The 19,685-nt window shown below is 61.6% G+C and carries 19 protein-coding genes; 11 read left to right on the forward strand and 8 right to left on the reverse strand.

Annotation, left to right across the window (positions count from 1 at the left end):
• Both B1C78_RS08795 and soxB read left to right on the forward strand, forming a co-directional pair.
• On the forward strand, window positions 1–96 hold a 96-nt coding region (locus tag B1C78_RS08795; protein ID WP_175628263.1), incomplete at its 5' end, for a thiosulfate oxidation carrier complex protein SoxZ.
• A 236-nt stretch (window positions 97–332) separates the two neighbouring features.
• The gene (gene soxB / locus B1C78_RS08800) at window positions 333–2,126 is read left to right on the forward strand and encodes a thiosulfohydrolase SoxB (protein ID WP_077278794.1); all 1,794 of its coding nucleotides are present in this window, start codon (window positions 333–335) and stop codon (window positions 2,124–2,126) included.
• A 333-nt stretch (window positions 2,127–2,459) separates the two neighbouring features.
• On the opposite strand, the gene B1C78_RS08805 is transcribed toward soxB, so the two are convergent.
• On the reverse strand, window positions 2,460–3,092 hold the full coding sequence (locus tag B1C78_RS08805; protein WP_077278795.1) for a tetratricopeptide repeat protein: 633 nt from the start codon (window positions 3,090–3,092) through the stop codon (window positions 2,460–2,462).
• Between the two features lie 381 nt (window positions 3,093–3,473).
• On the opposite strand from B1C78_RS08805, the gene B1C78_RS08810 reads away from it, so the two are divergent.
• Window positions 3,474–4,100: a Rieske 2Fe-2S domain-containing protein gene (locus B1C78_RS08810; protein WP_077278796.1), complete on the forward strand. Its 627-nt coding sequence runs from the start codon at window positions 3,474–3,476 to the stop codon at window positions 4,098–4,100.
• Window positions 4,101–4,420: 320 nt separating this feature from the next.
• Here the strand turns inward: B1C78_RS08810 and B1C78_RS08815 are convergent, their stop codons facing one another.
• Window positions 4,421–4,774: a HepT-like ribonuclease domain-containing protein gene (locus B1C78_RS08815; protein WP_077278797.1), complete on the reverse strand. Its 354-nt coding sequence runs from the start codon at window positions 4,772–4,774 to the stop codon at window positions 4,421–4,423.
• Complete coding sequence (locus B1C78_RS17985) at window positions 4,767–5,300, reverse strand: nucleotidyltransferase family protein (RefSeq protein ID WP_217698019.1); 534 nt, start codon at window positions 5,298–5,300, stop codon at window positions 4,767–4,769. The genes B1C78_RS08815 and B1C78_RS17985 overlap by 8 nt, the downstream gene beginning before the upstream one ends.
• Window positions 5,301–5,661: 361 nt before the next feature.
• Here B1C78_RS17985 and B1C78_RS08825 point away from each other — a divergent pair, with 361 nt between their 5' ends.
• The 3 genes from B1C78_RS08825 to B1C78_RS17615 all read left to right on the forward strand — a co-directional run bounded on the left by B1C78_RS08825 (window position 5,662) and on the right by B1C78_RS17615 (window position 7,527).
• A complete protein-coding gene (locus B1C78_RS08825; RefSeq protein WP_175628265.1) occupies window positions 5,662–6,621 on the forward strand; it encodes a helix-turn-helix domain-containing protein in 960 nt (319 codons plus the stop codon).
• 405 nt (window positions 6,622–7,026) lie between these two features.
• Window positions 7,027–7,368 (forward strand): MarR family winged helix-turn-helix transcriptional regulator, encoded by a 342-nt coding sequence (locus B1C78_RS08830; protein ID WP_077278799.1) that lies wholly within the window; start codon window positions 7,027–7,029, stop codon window positions 7,366–7,368.
• Between the two features lie 18 nt (window positions 7,369–7,386).
• A complete protein-coding gene (locus B1C78_RS17615) occupies window positions 7,387–7,527 on the forward strand; it encodes a hypothetical protein (protein WP_175628266.1) in 141 nt (46 codons plus the stop codon).
• A 261-nt stretch (window positions 7,528–7,788) separates the two neighbouring features.
• Here the strand turns inward: B1C78_RS17615 and B1C78_RS08835 are convergent, their stop codons facing one another.
• The 3 genes from B1C78_RS08835 to B1C78_RS08845 all read right to left on the reverse strand — a co-directional run bounded on the left by B1C78_RS08835 (window position 7,789) and on the right by B1C78_RS08845 (window position 11,476).
• Window positions 7,789–9,657, reverse strand: a complete 1,869-nt coding sequence (locus B1C78_RS08835; RefSeq protein WP_077278800.1) for a DEAD/DEAH box helicase — start codon at window positions 9,655–9,657, stop codon at window positions 7,789–7,791.
• A gap of 192 nt (window positions 9,658–9,849) precedes the next feature.
• Complete coding sequence (locus B1C78_RS08840; RefSeq protein WP_077278801.1) at window positions 9,850–11,154, reverse strand: type II toxin-antitoxin system HipA family toxin; 1,305 nt, start codon at window positions 11,152–11,154, stop codon at window positions 9,850–9,852.
• On the reverse strand, window positions 11,144–11,476 hold the full coding sequence (locus B1C78_RS08845) for a helix-turn-helix transcriptional regulator (RefSeq protein WP_077278829.1): 333 nt from the start codon (window positions 11,474–11,476) through the stop codon (window positions 11,144–11,146). The genes B1C78_RS08840 and B1C78_RS08845 overlap by 11 nt, the downstream gene beginning before the upstream one ends.
• A 280-nt stretch (window positions 11,477–11,756) precedes the next feature.
• Here B1C78_RS08845 and B1C78_RS08850 point away from each other — a divergent pair, with 280 nt between their 5' ends.
• The 5 genes from B1C78_RS08850 (at window position 11,757) to B1C78_RS08870 (ending at window position 16,749) form a co-directional block, all read left to right on the forward strand.
• The gene (locus B1C78_RS08850) at window positions 11,757–12,806 is read left to right on the forward strand and encodes a Fic family protein (RefSeq protein ID WP_077278802.1); all 1,050 of its coding nucleotides are present in this window, start codon (window positions 11,757–11,759) and stop codon (window positions 12,804–12,806) included.
• Between the two features lie 276 nt (window positions 12,807–13,082).
• Window positions 13,083–13,586 carry a hypothetical protein gene (locus B1C78_RS08855; protein ID WP_077278803.1) on the forward strand — a complete coding sequence of 168 codons (504 nt, stop codon included), beginning with the start codon at window positions 13,083–13,085 and terminating at the stop codon, window positions 13,584–13,586.
• Window positions 13,583–14,404, forward strand: coding sequence for a hypothetical protein (locus tag B1C78_RS08860; protein ID WP_077278804.1), 822 nt, complete (start codon window positions 13,583–13,585; stop codon window positions 14,402–14,404). Before B1C78_RS08855 ends, B1C78_RS08860 begins: the two co-directional genes overlap by 4 nt.
• A 2-nt stretch (window positions 14,405–14,406) precedes the next feature.
• Window positions 14,407–15,081 carry a hypothetical protein gene (locus tag B1C78_RS08865; protein WP_077278805.1) on the forward strand — a complete coding sequence of 225 codons (675 nt, stop codon included), beginning with the start codon at window positions 14,407–14,409 and terminating at the stop codon, window positions 15,079–15,081.
• Between the two features lie 69 nt (window positions 15,082–15,150).
• Complete coding sequence (locus tag B1C78_RS08870) at window positions 15,151–16,749, forward strand: hypothetical protein (RefSeq protein ID WP_077278806.1); 1,599 nt, start codon at window positions 15,151–15,153, stop codon at window positions 16,747–16,749.
• Window positions 16,750–17,336: 587 nt separating this feature from the next.
• Here the strand turns inward: B1C78_RS08870 and B1C78_RS18055 are convergent.
• Both B1C78_RS18055 and B1C78_RS17940 read right to left on the reverse strand, forming a co-directional pair.
• Complete coding sequence (locus tag B1C78_RS18055; RefSeq protein WP_077278807.1) at window positions 17,337–17,660, reverse strand: helix-turn-helix domain-containing protein; 324 nt, start codon at window positions 17,658–17,660, stop codon at window positions 17,337–17,339.
• Window positions 17,661–19,218: 1,558 nt separating this feature from the next.
• Complete coding sequence (locus tag B1C78_RS17940) at window positions 19,219–19,683, reverse strand: tyrosine-type recombinase/integrase (protein WP_425443968.1); 465 nt, start codon at window positions 19,681–19,683, stop codon at window positions 19,219–19,221.
• Window positions 19,684–19,685: the final 2 nt, after the last annotated feature.

Raw genomic sequence — 19,685 nt, forward strand, 5'->3', positions numbered from 1 at the left:
TTCGAGTTCACCGGCGCGTCGGCCGGCGACACGCTCACGCTGTCCTGGGTGGACAACAAGGGCGAGTCCGACTCGACCGAAGTACAGATCGGCTGAGCAACACAGCATCAGGCCGGGCTCCCAAGGGAGCCCGGCCTTTTAACTATCAAGAGGCTGGCAAGCGGCAAAGGGATGATGGGCCGACAGGCCCGGAATAAGACCGCACGGCCAGGCGTCGTTGTCCGAGTGCACCCACACGGGACGTTGCCGACAACCTGCCCTCTCCAGGGGCACGCCGTTCATACAACAAGACCCTTGCGCCCGATCGCAGCGAGTTTGGAGGACTTTCAACAATGAATCTTTCCCGCCGAGAATTCCTACAGGTGCTGGCCGCTGCCAGTGCTGCCGGCTTCAGCCTCACGGGCTGCGGCAACGGGGCCGAGCAGGGCAACGGCAACGGCCGGGCCGCCAACGGCCCCAGCAACCCTTACGAGCTCCAGCCGTACGGCAACGTCACGCTGATGCACTACACCGACTGCCACGGCCAGCTGCTGCCCATATACTTCCGCGAGCCGAACATCAACCTGGGCATCGCCGACATGCACGGCCGCCCGCCGCACGTCGTCGGCAAGCGCTTCCTCGAGTACTACAACATCGAGCACCCGAGCCTCTGGTCCCACGCCTACACCTACCTGGATTTCGTGGAACTGGCGGAGAAGTACGGCAAGGTGGGCGGCTTCGCGCACTTTGCAACCCTGGTCAAGAACGTCCGCGCCCAACGCCCCGGCGCCCTGCTGCTGGACGGCGGCGACACCTGGGGCGGCGGTTCCGGTACCGGCCTGTGGACCAATGCCCAGGACATGGTGGACATCCAGAAGATGGTCGGCGTGGACATCATGACCGGCCACTGGGAATACACCTTCGGCGCCGACCGTGTGAAGGAAGTCATCGAGAACGACTTCGCGGGCCACATCGACTTCGTCGCCCAGAACGTGGTGGACACGGACTGGGAAGAGCGCGTCTTCCGGCCCTACGTCATCAAGAACCAGAACGGCGTGAACGTGGCGGTGATCGGGCAGTCCTTCCCCTACACCCCCATCGCCAACCCGCGTCATTTCGTCCCCGAGTGGTCCTTCGGCATTCGCCATCGCCAGATGCAGGACGTGGTCAACGAGGCCCGCGCCGAAGGCGCCGAGGTGGTGGTGGTGCTGTCGCACAACGGCATGGACGTGGACATCAAGCTGGCCAGCATCGTCGACGGCATCGACGCCATCATGGGCGGCCACACCCACGACGCCGTGCCCCAGCCGCTGGAGATCAAGAGCCCCAACGGCCACACCTGCCTGGTGACCAACGCCGGTTCCAACACCAAGTTCCTGGGCGTGTTGGATCTGGACGTGCGCAACGGCCAGGTGCAGGGCTACCGGTACAAGCTGCTGCCCGTGTTCGCCAACCTCATCGAGCCGGACCGGGAGATGGCGGACCACATCACCAACATGCGCAACCAGACGGTGACCTTCGACGGCGAGACCTTCAACATGCAGGAGAAGCTCTCCGAGGAGATTGCCGAGGCCGAGGAACTGCTGTATCGGCGCGGCAACTTCAACGGCACCTTCGACCAGGTGATCTGCGACGCCCTGCTGGAGCAGATCGACGCGGAGATCGCCTTCTCACCCGGCTTCCGCTGGGGTACCACGGTACTGCCGGGCCAGAAGATCACCTTCGAGCACGTCATGGACCAGACCGGTCTGACCTACCCGGCCGTGACCCGCAATGCCATGAGCGGCGAAATGATCAAGATCGTCCTCGAGGATGTGGCCGACAACCTGTTCAACGAAGACCCCTTCTACCAGCAGGGCGGCGACATGGTGCGCGTGGGCGGCCTGAAGTACTCCATCGACCTGAGCAAGACCATCGGCGAGCGCATCTCCGACCTGGAGCTGGACGGCAAGCCCATCGACCCGTCCAAGGACTACGTGGTGGCCGGATGGGCCAGCGTGGCGGAGGAACCCGCGGGCGACACCGGCCGCAAGATCTGGGATGTGCTGGCGGATCACCTGCGCGACCACAAGACCATCTCCGCCGGCGAGGTCAACGTGCCCCGGATCAAGGGCATCGGCGACAACCCGGGCATGGAAAAGGTCTGATCCGTATCGGGGGATGATCGAGCCCTTCAAGCCCCGCCGGGATGCCCGGCGGGGCTTTTTTTCGCACAATCGGGCCGTGCGGCCGGCGGCGATGTACATACTGCTACCGTGGCTTTATGACCAGATGCGCCAATTTATGGCACGCGTTCAGATAGTCACACAAAGCCGCCGGCCGCCTTGNNCAAGGCGGCCGGCGGCTTTGTGTGACTATCTGAACGCGTGCCATAAATTGGCGCATCTGGTCATAAAGCCACGGTAGCAGTATGTACATCGCCGCCGGCCGCCTTGGTGCAATGTCCGGGCTGTGGACCCGTGCTCAGTCCACCCCAGCGTTCATTGCACGACCCTCGGCTGCCACTCTTCGGCCAGTCGCCGGGCTTCCGCGATCTGCTCGGACGTCATGTGCACCGCAACAGCGTCGCGATACCGTATGGCCGCGTCGCGCCGTTCCGACGCCCGTTCAACCGCCCCGTTGGCGCGTGTCATGTGGGCGGCCGCAAGGTCGGACCACTTGTGCGCAAGGACATAGTCCTTCGACACGCCCTTCCCCGTGGCGTACAGGACGCTCATGCCAAGCTGCGAAGGGCCGAAACCCTGTTCCGCCGCCAGGCGATGCCAGTGGGCCGCGCGCTGATAGTCGCGGGGAACACCGAGGCCGTGATAGTACATGTGGCCGAGGTCATGCTGTGCCAACACGCCGCCCCGGCGCGCGGCCCTGCCGCTCCATAGCAGCGCCTTCTCATAGTCCCGTGGCACACCCGTGCCGTGAAGGTACAGGTTCCCCAGCAGCGCCTGGTCATGCACCGAGCCCTGGTCCGCCGCCTGCTGCAATGCGTCGAGCCGAGCGTCTTGGCCGGGACCGTAGTCCGCGGAGGCCGGAACCATCAGGAGAAGGGGCGCGACCAACAGCGCGCCAAGAAGGATGCGGGGCAAGGAAACCCCGGTATTGCGGACTTGATTGCCCATTGCGCGAACTCCCGGCGGCCTTGCCGCCGCGCAAGGTTTGTGGGCATGCCGCGAGCACGCCTGGCCGACCGCCTGACGGCCGCGACGCAGGGAGAGGCGCACATTCCGCCTCTGTCAGGAGTCTAGTCCGAATATCGCGATCCCGCGTGGCGGGAGGTCTTTCCATCCAACCTGTGTATTGCAAAAATAATCCAGGCTTATGACCGCATGGACGGCAAGGGTGTGGGTGAGCCGACGCCAAAGTACGGTATCCTTACGCTCGCATCCGGCAGGCTGCGGTCATGTATGTCAAGCTGGCGGCTTACGACCCGCCGCACGGGCGGCGTGCCGGCAGGGTTCCGCAGCCCCGGCCAAAGTCCAACACACGTTCAGGAGCTTCCAATGAGTGATGCCCTCAAGTACCTGGTCCAGGCCCGCCCCGAGGCCATGACCGGCTACTTCACCTTTCTCAAGAAAGCCGGTGAGAACCTGGATACCCGCACCCGCGACCTGATCTCGGTGATCACCAAGGTGGCGGTGCAGACCGAACCCGGCTTCCGCCAATACCTCACCCGCGCACTGCGCAACGGCGCCAAGCCCAACGAGATCATCGATGCGCTGCTGATGGCCTTTCCCGTGCTGGGCCTCGCCAAGATCGTGTGGGCGGCGGAGATCCTGCTGGACATGGACCTGCCCGAGTTCCGGCCGGAAAACCTGAACGCCGAGCCCGGCTGGCACGACCTGGCACCCATGGAGGACATTCCCGAGAAAGAGGTCACGTATCTCGACTGCGACGGCCGCAACCTGTTCGTCTACCGAACCGGCCACGACATCCGCGTCTACGACAGCCGCTGCCCCCACCAGGTCACCAACATCCCGCACCTGGCACTCGAAGGCAACCGCCTCACCTGCCCCAAGCACCACTGGGCCTTTGATATCGAGAGCGGCGAGTGCGTCGAGATCGGCGACCGCCCGCTGCGCCGTTTCGAACACAAAGTGGAACAGGATCGGTTGATGGCCTACTGGTAACAGTGAAGCATGTCGGGCTGGAGCCCGGCACGCTGCGATGCGGACAACCGTATCGACAAATCTGAAGCCGGAAAAAAGACACAACCCGCCTTGGCGGGTTGTGTCTTTTTCCAAGACCTTCCGCGGACCGTATCCGCGTTTCTCAATAACCGCCTGTCGCTAGACCGATGCCGGGAGGCCGCTCGGCAACGGTTCGTCGTAGAACACCTGGCGACTGTTGCGGCATAGTCATTAACGCCGAAATACCCAGAGCGTAAAGCGCGTCAATAAGTGAACAGGTACCCTGTTCTCCGTTACCAGAAGAGCGTGTCGCAAGATGTCTATGAAGTGCCACCGATGTCGTTGCGGAGTCGCTTGAGGGATTTCATCAGCGCCGGAATGTCGTCACGAATGATACTCCAGACGGTGTCATCATCGATTCCCAGATAAGCGTGAATCAGCCGGTTGCGCGTGGCGATGATCATCCGCCACGGAATATCGGCATACTTTGCGCGAACGTCATCCGGAACATGCGTCGCGGCCTCCCCGATCAGCTCCAGATTGCGCAACGTGGCGTCATAGTTGAGCGGCGTGGACATAAAGTCGTCCTGATCCATCCCCTCGGTGTACGACAGGACATTGCCCGCAAACCGGATCATGTCATCGATATAGAAGCGCCACTCGCGCTCAGACACTGATCGCCTCACGCTCGATGTACGGGCGCAACTCGGGCCGGAGGGCCTTGCCCGATACCAGATCCACCGGACGACCCAACTCATCCTCCAGTCGGAACTGCACGCCAAAATAGCGCTCAGAGGTCGCAGGCCCATCGAAATCGACCACGACATCCACATCACTGTCGGGCCCGGCCTCACCGCGCACGGTCGAGCCAAACAGGGCCAGACGCGTCACGCCGTACTTCGCTGCCAGTTCCGGCTTGAGGCGGGACAACACCCTCAAGGCCGCGTCCCGGTTCAGAACCAGGCGAGCCTGCTGACCACGTTCAACGTGTTCAGGACTGTAGTAGCGACATCCGCGACCCCGCCCCTGGCTCACCAGCCGACCCTGATCAACGAGCAGGGCCAATCGCCGCTGAAGGGTGCGCCTGGGCATATCGGTCTCGAGCACCCCGGCGATCTCCTCCAACGACGCGCCTGCGGGAAAACCGCCGACGGATCGGCGAATGGCATCGAGTTCAGACTGGGAGACAGTTCGGGGCATCGGACATCCGGGGAGAACAATGCGATGTGACCGAGCATAGCGGGCAAAGTGGCGCAATTCAATAATCGCGCCACGTCCCCACGGACGGGGATCCTGAGTCATATTAGGCCCAGCCCCCAACACCACGTACGCCACTGAGCACGGCCTCCCCGCCTGGAACGGCCATTTCTTCGGGGTTCGAATTAGGCTGCCAAGGCCCTAATGGTTGAAGAATCTGCGCTCTTTTTCCAAATAATCATTGGGATAGCGTGGTCCAACTCGTCATTCTCATTCCGTGTACCGGTGGACGCCATCGCCTGCATCTGGACAATATACATATATGTATAGAATATACGTATATTGTCCAGACCGGGAGGACAAGATGAGAACTCGATCGACGCTGAAGAAGAAACGACTGGAGGCGGGAATGACACAGGCTCAAGTGGCCAAAGCGATGGGCATGAGTCAACCCAACTATCAACGCTGGGAAGCCGGATCTGCACCTATTCCAAAGTCCAAGTTGAAGAAACTAGCTCGGGTACTGAAAACATCGGCTGAGGAGATCTTGGGAAAGAAACGCGCCTTTGACCTGTTCGGTACTGACGACACTGTGGGCGATGACCGGAAATACTTTGGGGAGGTTGCGGTCCATTTTGCCGCGGGAGGGCCGCTGCTCCTGCCGATCTCTGAAGCGGAGCGATCAAGTCTGTATCGCCAGATCCAAGGTGGAAGTGCGTTCATAATCGCCGAATCATTGGACAATCGACTCGTCTACATTCGCCGCGAAGCCGTCTCGGACGTCTACTTCTCCAGCGAAGCGTACGACACCTATGGACCAGAGGAGTACACAGGCCATCTGGGTGTGCTGCCAGACGATGATTTCTGGCAGATCGTCGAGCATATGGATTTCCCTGACAGTCTGGATGGAGAAGTAGATGAGGAAAGAATCGATGCAGTTCTGCGCCAAGTCCGCCTTACCGATGAGGATTTGGACCAGCTCGTTGCTTCAAGAGAGGTTGCTGCGGAAGACCGCGACGACGTGAAGAAGGAAGCGGCGCAGACAACGCGGGAGTTATTCGACCGTGCTACGCAGATCCTTTGGCAGTTATCTTCGGGCAAGTTGCGGTTCGAGTGCGTGGGAGAAAGCCGCGTTGTCTTTGAGGCATTATCAGCCATCGAAATCGACCCAGATGATATGGACGACGTGATCTACCTTCCGATCGAGGACTATCACCGAACCGTGATGATCAGAAAACCTGAGATCCATTACATCTCGATTCCCAAGCACATATACAAGCAAGGTTGGATAGAGTACGCGGAAGAGGAATTGGACACGGCCTAGCTATGATCTCCTGCCAAGTTGATCACACGGAAGGCGGATGCAGCGGCATTCCGGCTATGTGGCTTCCCGGAGACAGTGCACACATTACTCTAACCCCCTGTTGATACACCCATACCGGGAGACTATGCAGTGACAGCGCCTTGGGAGGACACCCGGCAAGTGTCGGAGGACAATTGCTGGCGCCGAAATGCCTCAGTGTTATGGCTCATCTATAAGTGAAATCGGTATACCGCCCTCGATACACCTGCAAGGTAACCGATTGGCATTAGTCCCACTAGGAAAACGTCTCACCAATGAATACACTCGCACTTCGGGAAATGCTCCACACGAAGAATGTCCCATAGGGTGACCTCCCACTTTCCTCCCGACACCTTGCACGGACGTCTCAATAACGATAACTGGGGAATGGATATGAAACGCACGAGTATCGAGAAACTGACAGGTACCCGCAATGTGCTGCGCCGCTTCCGAGCCCTCGACTCGGACGCACCCTCGCAGGTGCTCGAGGCCTTCCTGATCGTGTGCCTGAGCGAGGGCATCACGGTTGGGGAGGTCGGCCAAAAGCTGGGGTGTTCCAAAGCTTCAGCATCACGGGTCATTCAAGCCCTCTCCAAGTGGAACCGTTTCGGCAAGGCGGGAATGGACTTGGTCGAGGCGACCGAGGACATGGCCGACCGTCGCACCAAGACCGTGAAGCTTACCAACAAGGGGCATGCGCTCAGGGACGAGCTTGCGGACCTAATGTGACTCCGAGAAGGACCAACCATGGCCATCAGACCAAGTAGTACGTGGCAGTTGGACGTGAAGGTGAGCGCCAAGCGAGAGTGGATCACCGCGTCGACGCGGGAGGACGCCATCCTACTGGAGGCTGAGGTCAAGGTTACCCTGATCAAGGGTATGGACTAGAGGGACGCCAAGCGTGAGCTATCCGGCGACCGTATACCCGTTTCTCTATAACCTCGTGTCGATAGGCCCGTACCGGGAGGCCGCCCGGCGACGGCTGCGTCGTAGAACACCTGGCAACTGTAACGGGACAGTCCCAGGCACCGAAACACCCCGAACGCAACCCTTGCCTACGAAAAGAATGGGCCCCTGATTTTTCCAGGCATGAAAAATTCAAGATCGGGGCCTGTTCCTGAGTGAGACTTTGTGGTCCGTCCCCGTGCTTCATTCGTCCGAACCGGACCGATCCTGAGAAAGGAGTGTCACGAAGTCTGACTCCTCGCTGGCCGTGAGCAGGAGCTTGTCTGTGGAACGGGTCATCGCCACGTACAGCAGCCTGGCGTCCGACTCCGGATCATCGTACTGGCCTGGCAACCCGCCGACACCCGGAATCACCACAACGGGGAACTCCAGACCCTTGCTGCTGTGCATGGTCATCACCTTCACCGTGTCCTTCGCCGGGTCAAAAGCCTTCTTCTCCACGGATTCCACCAGGCTGTCCACCGGCACATCCGACTCGCTCAAGCCCGCGGTGACCCGTCTGGCCAGCGCTTTGGAATGGCAGGTGATTGCCATGTCGCGCCATGGGATCCCCTCCCGGTTGAGCCTCGAAAGGGTGTGGGTGATATAGCGGATCTCCTCATCCAGCGATGAACAGAGCTTCAGGTAAGGGGGTGGACCGTGGCGGCCCCCAGCCTCGGGCTCCACCAGCGGGACGTGGTCCTCGTCGGACTCTGTCGTGTTCAGGTAGTGCTTGGCGAAACGGTAGGCGAAATCCAGGATCTCATGGGTGTTGCGATAATTGAGCCTCAGGATCGTCGTGCGGCCGCGCGCCTGGATGCCCACGCTGGAGAGGTTGAAATCCAGTGCCCTGTTCCTCTTATAAATGGACTGCGCGTCGTCGTAGAGCAGCAGCAGGGAGCCCTCATCAGGATCAACCATCTGGACAATCAGCCGGAGCCAGTCCGCCTCGAAATCATGGCCTTCATCGATCATCAGGGCACCGTACTGAGCCCTTGGAATCTCGCCCTTTTCGACGGCCTCGATCACCCTGGGCACCAGCTCATCCAGGTAGTGTTTGCCCGGTGTGGGGCGCGGCACGTGATAGCGCTTGAGCTGCTCGCCGCACCAGTCGTGAAAGTGATACACATGCACCCGGTCATGGATGCCCTGCTCTTCCATCATGCCGCGCAGGCGCGCGGCCAGCGTGATGTTGAAGCAGATCACGAGTATGGGTTTGTGCAGGAGGCGGGCAAGATACAGGCAGCGATACCCCAGGATCAGCGTCTTGCCCGAGCCGGCCACACCGTGGATGACCCGGTGCCCCTGGCCGAGACTCCGCGCCAGCTGTTCCTGCTGCATGTCCATCACCTTGATGATGTCCGGAATCATCTCATCCGGTGACTTTGCATCACTGTCGTTCGACTCGCCGTCAGGGGCTTCCTCGAACAACCCGGCCTGCCCGTTCCCGATCCGTATTTCCGGAAAGACATGCCAGCGCACCCGGTCGATCTGCGGCAGTGTCATCTGGCGGTTGAAAGTCACATTGAACATATCCCAGAGGTGCTTCTGGAAAGCCTCCGGATCGGTGGATTCCACCATCTCGTCACGGCAGATCACCTGGTGCCCGGGCATCACCTCGGACATGCCGCTGCTGTTGAACTGTTCACGGGTGATCCTGGTGAGCACCACGCCATAGCCGTAAGGGAAGCAGAGCCTCCCCTGGTAACGGCCAGAGGGGTCCACCAGCTGCGGATCGCCCTGGAGCCGGTCCACCAACTGGTAGGCGCACTGACGCACCTGTTCCAGTGGATTGCTGACTGTCTTGAGGCCGTTGGGCGTCAGCAGCGAGACGCTGGCTCTGTCGAGGTGCTGGATAGTCTCCAGCTTCCAATCCTTGACCTCGAGCAGAAGCAAGCCGCGCGCGGGGTGCAGGATGATGAAATCCGAATACCGCTGCCGCCGCCCCACGGGCATTTCGTACCAGCAGAGATAATCATCTTCCAGATGGCTTTCCAGCCGGCGCGCAAAGCGCTTCTCTCCGGACTGCATCCGGCTCAGGCAACTGTTGAGTGATGGAATCAATGTTGCCATGGATGCTCACCACACACGCTCATGATTATTTTCTTGCGCACCCCTGGCCGTAGGCAGATGGCGCCTCCCATCGACCAGGTTTCTCAGATCCCCTGCAGGCGTTGACACGACCTGCACTTCTCAGACACATGTGCTCGCAAGCATTTATGGCACACATGCAGAAGCTTACCCATGGCCGCCGGCCCGGAAGCCTCATTGTCCATTGGCGCGCATCTGTGCCGCGAGCCCGGCCAGATGAGCGGCGTCTCCATCCAGATCATCGAAGGCATAGGGATTGAGAAACTGGCGCCCCCACAGCAAGGAGCGGTCGGTAGCCGTGAGTTGCGCGGCCTCGCACACTTCGTCCCAGTATTTGCCCAGGGCGAGCAACTGCGTCTCGATCAGGGCCAACGCCTCCTGACGCGAGAGCAGGAAATGATGGGCGCCTTCCAGGCAGGCCGAGAGGCGACTATGGCGTTCCTGGCCGTGAATCAACATGGCCTGGGTGGCCTCGTTGCCTGTACGTGCCTGGGGGCAGATGTCATAGGCAGGTGTCAGGGTCAGCATCTGGCCGTCCCAAAAGGCGGCATGGTTGCGGGCGTGATCGTCGGTATTGCCGCAGAGAATATTGAACACCAGGCGGCCGAACAGTTCGCGCAACGTGGCTGCAGGGCGGGTGAAGCGGTGGCGCACGATCTCCGCCAGATCCTCGTAGCTGGCATAGCGCGCCATCATCTCGTCCAGGCCGAACAGGGTCAGGGCAGACACTATCGCCCGGCGCTGCCAGCCAGCCCCTGTGAACACGCGGTCGAAGCGCTCGATGAGCAGCACCTCCTTGCCTGCCACCCAGGCCAGGGAGACCGGCGCCACGTTCAGGCCCGCCTTCTCAGCCAGGCACATGGCGACAAACTCCGCCTTGACCACGCTGTAGAGATCGGTAGTGGAGGAAAACTTGGCGATGTATTTGTGCTGGTCGCTTTCGACCTGCGCCTTGGGGCGGGCGCCGCCGATGGAGCTTCCGTGGAACAGGGCCTGATCCAGCTCCGGCGTCAGTGGAATGCCCTTTTCCACCCGCTCAGCCGAGGCCAGCAGCTCGGCCAGCGTCGCGCCGGGCGCGCCACGAGGGACGTATTCGGTGGGTGAGTGCTGGAAATCCAGCGCGCCGATCCGATCTGAGCCAGACTCCAGCAGGTAGGTCAACTCGTGGAGTTGAGCGCTGTCCGCCTTGAGCCCCTTCACACCCAGCAAGCGGTTGATCACCACCCGCCGTCCCCAAGCGTCCGGGGCTGCGTCGCGCAGGCAGCTGGGCATGCTCAAGCCCGGCAGCAGCGGCAAGGCGCCGGGCTGTAACGGCAGCTCCGGCGCGTACAGGGCCATGGCATCTGCGCGGGCCAGATAGCTCTTGCCATAGTTGAAGATCAGCTGTCCGTCGCTGGCGGCCAGCCTGCCCGCCACCACGGGCTCGGTGGCGCCGGGCAGCCAGACCCAGACGTAGGCCTCACGGTGATCAGAAGTCATCATCGACCGCCGTGGCTGCCGGACGCACCGCCTTGGGCAGCAAAGCCAGCTTGTCGTCCAGCCGCTCGTGCTGGCGGGGCAGCCCCGCCATATCCGCCTCGAACAGCGGCACCCCCACCAGCGCGGCCACCTCGAACACCAGCCCGATGGCGCAACCCGGGTCGCCCTTTTCAATCTTCTGCAAGGTGGCACGGGCGATACCTGCCCGCTCCGCCAGCGCGTGCTCGCTCCATCGGCGCTGCTTACGCCCCATACGGATCTGCTTGCCCAGCAGGGACAGCGCCTCGCGGCTGTACTTGGAATAGGTTCTGGCTGCAGTCATTCCGGTCGGCCATCTAATGTGGATGGCCACCAAGTTGGCCATTTGGTTACCATGTGGCTATTTTTATAGGCAATCTACCGACGACAGTCAATTAATAATGACTGCACCGACAGGCAAGAAAGCCTTTTATGGATATTATTATGGTCATATCTTGGATTGAGGGATCGCGTGGTTCGACCGGTTACCCCCGTTATCCGTGGAGCAGCGCTAGATTGGGTGTAAATAGGCGTTTTAATGGATGTAGATCGAAAATGGGTGTAATTGGGTGTAACATTGGTTCATGCTGCGAACCGACACCATCCAGATCACTCCCGAGATCCTGAGTCTCATCGCCAGGATCGACGAGTTCAAAGGCGCTTGGCGTGCCCTGGGCACACTCGCGCCCGACCGACTGTCGGCCCTGCGCCGCGTAGCCACCATCGAGAGCATCGGCTCCTCTACCCGCATCGAGGGTAGCAAGCTGTCCGACCGGGAGGTGGAGCAACTGCTGGCGAACCTGGAGATCAAGTCCCTCGCCACCCGCGACGAGCAGGAAGTGGCCGGCTACGCCGAGTTGATGGATTTGGTGTTCTCTTCTTGGCAGGACATCCCGTTCACCGAGAATCACATCAAGCAGTTACATCAGATCCTTCTGCGCTACAGCGAGAAGGACACCTGGCATCGAGGCCACTACAAGACCCACTCGAACAGCGTCACCGCCTTCGACGAAACCGGCGCACAGATCGGCGTCGTATTTCAGACCACGTCACCCTTCGACACGCCCCGCCTGATGACGGAGCTGGTGGCCTGGGTGAACCAAGAGCGCGACGCGGCCCGATTGCACCCGCTGCTGAGCATCGCCCTGTGCGTCGTCGTGTTTCTGGAGATCCACCCCTTCCAGGACGGAAACGGTCGACTCTCCCGCGTGCTGACCACGCTCCTGCTTCTGCAGGCTGGTTATGCCTATGTGCCGTACAGCTCGCTGGAAAGTGTGATCGAACAGAGCAAGGAAGCCTACTACCTGGCGCTGCGGCAGACACAGGGAACGATCCGCACGGAATCGCCGAACTGGCAGCCGTGGTTGACGTACTTCCTGCGCTCCTTGGCCGAGCAGGTCCGACGCCTCGAGAAGAAGGTCGAGCGCGAAAAGATTGTGCTGGCAGCCATGCCCGAACTTCAGCTACAGATCGTCGAGTTCGCCCGCGAGCACGGTCGCGTCACCATGGGTGAGATCATCAAACTGACTGGGGCCAGCCGCAACACGCTCAAGCAGCATTTCCGGGCATTGGTCGAACGCGGCACGCTTGAGCAGCATGGCAGTGGCCGAGGAGTCTGGTACGACCTGCGCTGAACGACTGCAACTGAACGACATAACACCGGTCGAGTACCGCCAGATCCACCCCCGGAAACCTCCAGTATTGCGTGGACCTGCACAGGGGGAGCTGACAATTCGCGACGAATCTCCCGCACCTGAATTCTCGATCGGGCAAAACGGACCGCCTGTCCCGGAAGTCACCCCTCCCCCATGACCTCTCTTGATATGTTGAACCGCACACGCGGTCCGGCATGGTTCTGTTACGAGTGACGCCGCGCCTCCAGGGGCTGTCGATTCATATTCCGGTGAAAGATGCCTGGTACGCATATCGATATCGATGGACTCGCCGCCGAAGCGCTGGCTGCCTTCCCGCCACAGGGCGGAAACCGGGAGGCCGCGCTTCACTGCGCCCAGCGCAGGCTCTCGTCGCTGTTGGCCCGGGGGCGTCACGCCGGCGGTCCGTCAGGCGCAGACTCTGAGCAGGCGCTGCGGGAGCGGCTGAGCCGGGCCGTCGAGAACGCCCCTGCGCCCCCGAAAGCCGTGACTTCACGGGGGCCATCCCCATCGGCCCCCGGGCCCGTGGCGCCGTTATTCGGGGAGGAATACCTTAGAACCCTCGTGGGTGCGGCCTTCGCCGCCCCCATGGATGGCGGACGCGTGCGCTGGCGGGTCCTGGCGGACCGGGCGCGTCTGCGGCTGGAGCGGGCGGCGCGGGAGGCCGGCCTGGGCTGGTGGGCCCGGTTTCGGTTGCGCCGCAAGGTGGAAGTGCTGATCAGGGAGCAGCGCGACGCACTTGGGTATGGGGATAGGCATTGAATCCGTGGCTGACCGGGGTCCTGTGGGTGGCCCTGACCGCACCGGTGACCCAGCCTTGCCAGGACGTGGTGGCGCGTGCCGACGCGGCCGGAGATCCGCATGCCGCCGAACGGATCCTGGGCCACTGCCTTGCCGCGCCCGGCACCGCGGCGGATCGACTGCACGCCGTGCTGGCGCTGATCCGTCTGTCCGCGGACCGCGGAGATATGGCCAATGCCTGCCAACAGACGGCGAGGCTCCAGTTGATGCTGGAGGAACCCATCCCGGGGATCGAGGCGCAAGCGCGCTCCGCATTCGATCACGCGGTACGCCAGCATGGCTGTCGTTGCGACCGGGCATGGACCCTCGGGCACGTGGCGCACCCATGGCAGGCACCAGCGGATGGGACGCGCACCGTCGCACCTTCGTGGTTCGACGAAGGGATCGATCAGCGCCTGATTCATATCTCGCGTGGCATGGTGGCCGGTGAATCCATCGAGGTCCTGGTCAACACCCGCCGGGGCATGGATCACCTGTGTGTATTCAGGGACGGGACACCGGCGTTTGCGGAGTCCCGGGGCGCGGTGTCATCAGGTTTCGAGAGCGTGGAGACCTTTCACCGGCAGCCGGGGCCCGGCACCATGGCGGTCATCCGGTGGCGAGCCGGGGCCCACGGGGAGGCCCTGCAGATCGTCGACCTCGGCGCCGGCGCTGCAGTGCTGGAGAGGCGCAGCAGCTGGCCGGTTGCATACACCATCTCGGACGGCCGTGTGGACTATGTGATTCACACCGAGCGGGACGGGCAGGGCGGGTTCCAGGCGATCGAGGGGCGATACTGACCATGGCGGCGTCGGGCACCCATGGCTTGCGGTTCGCCCTGGCGCTGTTGTGTCTCCTGTGGCTGAGCGGGTGCGTGCCGGTCAGGGAGACGGTGGTGGTCATGCCCGCGATCGAGGGCGGCGTCGTGGACGAGTCCGGCGTCCCGGTCTCCCGCGCGCAGGTGGGGGTGGTTGGAGGCATGGCCTCGGGTGCGCCGCTGCCGGATCTGGTGATGACAGAACCCGGTGGCCGCTTCACCTTCGGGCGGGTGGAGCAGATCCGTACCCGCGTGAAGCCCCCCATGGTGGGCGGGACGTATCGCACCGCCATCCGCCTGCGGGCCAGGCATGGAGATTATGCGGACGGGTTTGCGGTGGTCGGATACGTGTTCCCGGGCCAGACCCAGGCGGGTGGTGTGCCGATCATCCTTTTTCGGGAATGGGCGCCCCTGCCGGAGGAGCTCAAGACCTGTGAGCTGTACCCGGAGGAGCATTACGCCTACACCCTGGCCACGCGCCTGGAGGCATTGGTGGCGGCCCCGTGGTTTGTTGACTACGTCCGGGCTGACGACAACCGCCTCGGCGTGCTCCACGAGACCGTGTCGCTTACGCTGGAGCGGGCCGCCCGGCGTTGCGGTCATCCGCACGCCCTGACCCAGCCCTATGAGCGGGTGCTGGAACCCTTGTGGCGTCCCTGATCTCTCGCGCGCGGCGGAGAATCCCGCCGCTGTCACTACCACGAAAACGAACACCGGAGTGCTGTAAAGATGCCGATCACCATGCCGTTATTCGCCGAGCACAAGCGTGTGAGACCCCTGTTGCGCGTCTCGGCAAGGTTGCTTGGCTGTCTGTTGCCCGCCATCGCGGCGATGGCTCCGGCAACGGCGTCGCAATTGGCGATCTCCGAGGCCATTGCCGTGGCCCGCACGGTCAGCGAGCGCTTTGTTGAAGTGTGTCGTGACCACACGCCTGCGCAGTCGCGACGCCACGTGCTCGCCGATGATCGTTTTGCACCCTACGGGGATCCCCAGGCGACGGCCCCGGGGGACGAACTGCACAGGATCGACAGCGCCTCCCTGTCGGCGTGGAATCTGAACCTGACCGTGAGGGTCAGCGAGCATCGGTGCCAGCTCGCGGTCTGGCCGAACGCGGATCGCGTGTATATGTTCCTGATTCCTCCCGTCAGCGCCTGGCCCGGCGTGCGCCTCAATCATGAGGGTGTTCCGGAGGGCGGGAGCATGAGTGACCTGCGGCAATACCGCTCCGACCCATGGGAGGCGGATGATCATTACCGGGTCGTGGAGATCATGCGGTTCGCCGGTGACTCGGCGGTCATTGGAAAGTATCGGCGCGACCGGGCCCGGACGCAGGATCTCGTGAATAACCCGGGCGCCCGCTGGGAGGTGATCCGCGATGACGAGAGGACCGCCGCCCAACAGCGCCTTCATGATCACCGGCTCCTGTTGATTCCCGCGCGCGACGGTGGGAGTGCGCCGGTGTTCCTGGAGTTTCACCCCAGGTTCTACCTCTACAAGCATCGGGGCGAGGAGTCCCATCCGCTCTATTACGCCCATCAGATGGATGTGCTGATAGACGGGCAGGCGATCCCCGCCTTCGAGGCCTGTACGGCGCGAACCGGCAACTGCGCCAGGAATGCGCAGCGTTTCCGCCTGACGCTCGATCGGGACTCGGCGGAGCGGATCATGAGCGGTCGCACGCTCACGCTGTATGCCAGAACCACCTTGGGGGAGGAGTTCGAGTTTCAGTTTGCCATGCAGGGGGCACGCGAGGCCCTCGGGCAGGCGAGAGTTCAGGTGATAGAGCGGTTTACCGAGCTGCTTGCCGCAGTCCGCCCGCCGCGCGCGACGCCGCCGCGACCCCGAGTCCCTGCCAATGCCTTCTCGGCGGACGATGCACGTTTCTGCGCGCGCGAGGCGCGGGCCACGGAGCGGGCGGCCGGTGCGCTCAGGGAGACCGAAGCGGGGCTCGAACACGAGCGCGCCCGGATCGAGACCGAGCGCAGCGCATTGAACCTCCTGGCGTCCCGTGCGCAAAGCGCGCAGCTGCGGGCGTCGTCGTGCCGGAACATGGGCGCCATGCAGGGGGGCGGCTGTTTCACCCAGCAGCAGCAGTACGAGCAGTTGCGTGGTGAATATGCAGACCGTGCACGGCGCCTGGACATGTCGGTGACCGACTTCAGTCGCCGGGTTCGTGCTGCGAACCGGGAAGAGGAGCGACTGAGTGCGCGTCTGGAGAGCTTTGATCGCCGCTGCATGTCCCGGGGACTGACCGAAGACCTCTATCGGCAGGTCTGCGTGGACGGGCCTGACGCCGGGTCGCGGTGGTGCGCCGGGTTTGATTTCTGAGCCGTTCGGGCGGACCGCGGAAACGGGGGACAGACCACCGTTTTCCCGTTGAGGGGGAAGGCATGCCTCGGGAAAGGGACCGCGGCCGCTGCCACAGCACACGAAGCAACTGTGACCATTGTGTACCCCACGAAAAACCCGGCATGTGCCGGGCTTCGTAAGCGCTTGATTAAATGGTGGGTCGTGTAGGACTCGAACCTTTATCTTTACACGAAGTACCCGCGTTACACTGCGAAATCCAGTTAACCTAATGAATATAGCGAATAATTTAGCCATATTGCCATATGCACATGTTGTGCGTATGGCAAAGATGAATGATGAAGAGGAACCTGTCTGAGGCTCGATGCTGAGAACATGGTTCTACCCTGGTCGGCAATTACGGGTACGTGGGGCCGCACGGGACCCTTCGCTCGGCGCGCTGCGCCCCGTCACTGGAAGCTGAGTCTGTCAGTAGGTGCCCCGAAGAACCAAGAATTTAGGACTAGTAAGGATCGTCGCGCAGAACGAGTCGCTCGAACGGGCGGCGGGTCCATAATACTTGGCGCAGTCAGGGTGCGTTTGTGCATCTTGATCCGTCACCCTTGGGGTCAATCACTCGTCTTTGCCAATGCCGATCTAGCCTTCGCGCGAGCCCTGAGGGATGCGCGCGAATAGGCAAGTACCAACTCAGCCAGTTCATCATCGTCCGCATAGAGGTACATTACCGGCACGTCGAGTACCGACGCTAGTCGCTGAGCCGTTCCATAGTCTGGTACGTGCGTGTGCCGCTCATATTGATTGATTCTTGCGCTCGCGCTAGACATGTCGATGCCTGCGCTAACCCCAAGTTCCTTTTGGGACAACCCCTTCGCAAGCCGAGCGTCTCGCAGTCTCTTGCCTACTGGCCCCTTAGAGTGACGTTCTAAGCCCACAGCAAATCTCCGATCAATCGGTTGACTGTGGACTCAGAGAGTCTGAGTTATCGGCTTGCTTGGATACTAAGGATTCCTTAGTATCCATCGGGCCGCACCCATGCTCGGGCGGCACTCGCTTGGCTTCAGACGATGACGACTAGCCACCTAACCGAGGACCAACTGAACGAGCTGATTCTCCGCTACTACGCGGGAGAGAAGGTCGCGGACCTGATCGCGGCGTACGACCTCCGTGTAGCGCCGAACCGGATACCCTCGCTTTTTCCCCCGTTCGTATTGGAGGAACTGCCCTGTCCATACTGTGGGCGCCCCCTGCTTCAAAACGCACCAACACGGACTGCATATCAAAGCGGCCATGGTGTTGCTCCACCATTCTGTCCCGCCTGTGGCCACCAGGCTCACGAAAGATGCGGATGCAATGGCTGCCACCTGAAGCAACTAGAGAAACAGCGAGAGGCTGATCGGATCAACCGTCTCATCATTGAGCGGTTGCGGCGCCGCCCGCGCCATGAGCCTATCAAGGTTGATGACATATCATTTCGAGATGCTGTGCACCTTGTCGCTCTGGCTCGTGTGGGCTTGTTGGAAGATTCAGACGAAATACAAGCTCTTCGCGAACACTCCCACGCACTTCGATGTACTCAAGAGTCAGGACTAAGTATTGTCCGTGAACTATATGAGCGTGAGTTGGTAGATCTATCGTTTGCCAATGCACCAGGCCAGATAACCACTGATGCGGAAGGGCGGCTGGACTCTGACTGGGCCGAGGTACGCCTTCAACTTCAGCTCGGCCGCGATGCAGAAGAAAGCATCACCGTACTTCGCAATATGGAGGCCCGCCTAGGACGGCGTTCCGCGTGGCCTGATCATTGGAAACACGAAGCGTTGCCCCTTTGGTATGAACTCGCCCTCGACGAAGTCTTGCCATACTTGGCTATGCGGCTGAGAGACCATCACTACGAACCCCGATTCGGCGAAAAGACCATCCATGTGTTTCGCAGCCTACTTGAACGTCACTCCGTCTATGAGATTTTTAACTTCATATGGGGTGGCGTCCGCGACGCCGCCTCATATCAAGTGCGTCACAGTGTCTCGAGGCGGCAGGCCGCGAATGCCGTCCTTGGGAACTGTCAGCGGCGCGCAGAACGAGCAATTGCAGAAGGTTGGATTGTGAAGCATTTTCGCCGTGATCCCAAGGTTCCACAATCAGAATGCACAAGCTTCTATGCCAATTTCGTGATGAGGTTAGGCGAACGATTCTTCTCCCAGTCTCCGAGCGAACATCACTGCAATTTGCCGTCATAGGTGCTCCCCCGTTCCTACCTCAATGGACCAACCGGGTGCCACCATGCGAGGGGATAAACTTGATACACAGCTGAAGGACGCCTCGTTCGCGTCTTTCTACTGGTTCTCGCGATTTGAGTTCGCACTCAATTAAAAGAACTTTCTGAGGAGCTCCCTCTCCGCCATATAGATGCAAGCTCTTGCTTTCCGGGCTCTTTTTAATGGCGCACCAGGATTGAGTGTGAATGTCGCCTGTCCTGCCCTGGGAGGTCTGTCACTGCGCAGCCCTTTGCGCGGCAGCGGGAATGGGGATATCTTCGACTGACGCCCAAGGGAAAGGCCCGCCATGACGGCAACCGCACAGGCCGGTGATCACCCCTCGGCCCGTATCGAACGGGCTCAGCACCCCCATCCCGCCGCGATTCAGCACATGGGTATAGATCATCGTCGTGGAGACGCCGGCATGCCCCAGGAACCCCGGGACCGTGCGGATGTCCTGCCCGCGCTCAAGCAGATAGGTGGCGAAGCTGTGGCGCAGGGTGTGGCAGCCGACGCGCTTTTGGATATAGCAGGCGGCCGCCGCCGCCCGCCTTATCGCCCTCTGCAAGGCGCTTTCGTGGAGATGGCGGCGGCGGATGGCGCCGCACACCATCGACACGGTACGCCGGCGCTGGGCCCGCACGAAACCCTCCGGCTCGCCCAGCCTCTTTCCAAGAACCTGCTCATAAAGAAAGACCAGGG

It is taken from the genome of Thioalkalivibrio denitrificans, assembly GCF_002000365.1.
GTDB classification, from domain to species: Bacteria; Pseudomonadota; Gammaproteobacteria; order Ectothiorhodospirales; family Ectothiorhodospiraceae; genus Thioalkalivibrio_A; species Thioalkalivibrio_A denitrificans.

Excerpts from the sequence above, each read along its gene's own strand:
- B1C78_RS08865 (WP_077278805.1), top strand. The coding sequence starts at position 14,407 with ATGGCGGCGTCGGGCACCCATGGCTTGCGGTTCGCCCTGGCGCTGTTG.
- B1C78_RS08805 (WP_077278795.1), bottom strand. The coding sequence starts at position 3,092 with ATGGGCAATCAAGTCCGCAATACCGGGGTTTCCTTGCCCCGCATCCTT.
- B1C78_RS08810 (WP_077278796.1), top strand. The coding sequence starts at position 3,474 with ATGAGTGATGCCCTCAAGTACCTGGTCCAGGCCCGCCCCGAGGCCATG.
- B1C78_RS17985 (WP_217698019.1), bottom strand. The coding sequence starts at position 5,300 with ATGCCCCGAACTGTCTCCCAGTCTGAACTCGATGCCATTCGCCGATCC.
- B1C78_RS08845 (WP_077278829.1), bottom strand. The coding sequence starts at position 11,476 with ATGACTGCAGCCAGAACCTATTCCAAGTACAGCCGCGAGGCGCTGTCC.
- B1C78_RS08840 (WP_077278801.1), bottom strand. The coding sequence starts at position 11,154 with ATGACTTCTGATCACCGTGAGGCCTACGTCTGGGTCTGGCTGCCCGGC.
- B1C78_RS08850 (WP_077278802.1), top strand. The coding sequence starts at position 11,757 with ATGCTGCGAACCGACACCATCCAGATCACTCCCGAGATCCTGAGTCTC.
- B1C78_RS08825 (WP_175628265.1), top strand. The coding sequence starts at position 5,662 with ATGAGAACTCGATCGACGCTGAAGAAGAAACGACTGGAGGCGGGAATG.
- soxB (WP_077278794.1), top strand. The coding sequence starts at position 333 with ATGAATCTTTCCCGCCGAGAATTCCTACAGGTGCTGGCCGCTGCCAGT.
- B1C78_RS08870 (WP_077278806.1), top strand. The coding sequence starts at position 15,151 with ATGCCGATCACCATGCCGTTATTCGCCGAGCACAAGCGTGTGAGACCC.
- B1C78_RS08855 (WP_077278803.1), top strand. The coding sequence starts at position 13,083 with ATGCCTGGTACGCATATCGATATCGATGGACTCGCCGCCGAAGCGCTG.
- B1C78_RS08830 (WP_077278799.1), top strand. The coding sequence starts at position 7,027 with ATGGATATGAAACGCACGAGTATCGAGAAACTGACAGGTACCCGCAAT.
- B1C78_RS17615 (WP_175628266.1), top strand. The coding sequence starts at position 7,387 with ATGGCCATCAGACCAAGTAGTACGTGGCAGTTGGACGTGAAGGTGAGC.
- B1C78_RS08835 (WP_077278800.1), bottom strand. The coding sequence starts at position 9,657 with ATGGCAACATTGATTCCATCACTCAACAGTTGCCTGAGCCGGATGCAG.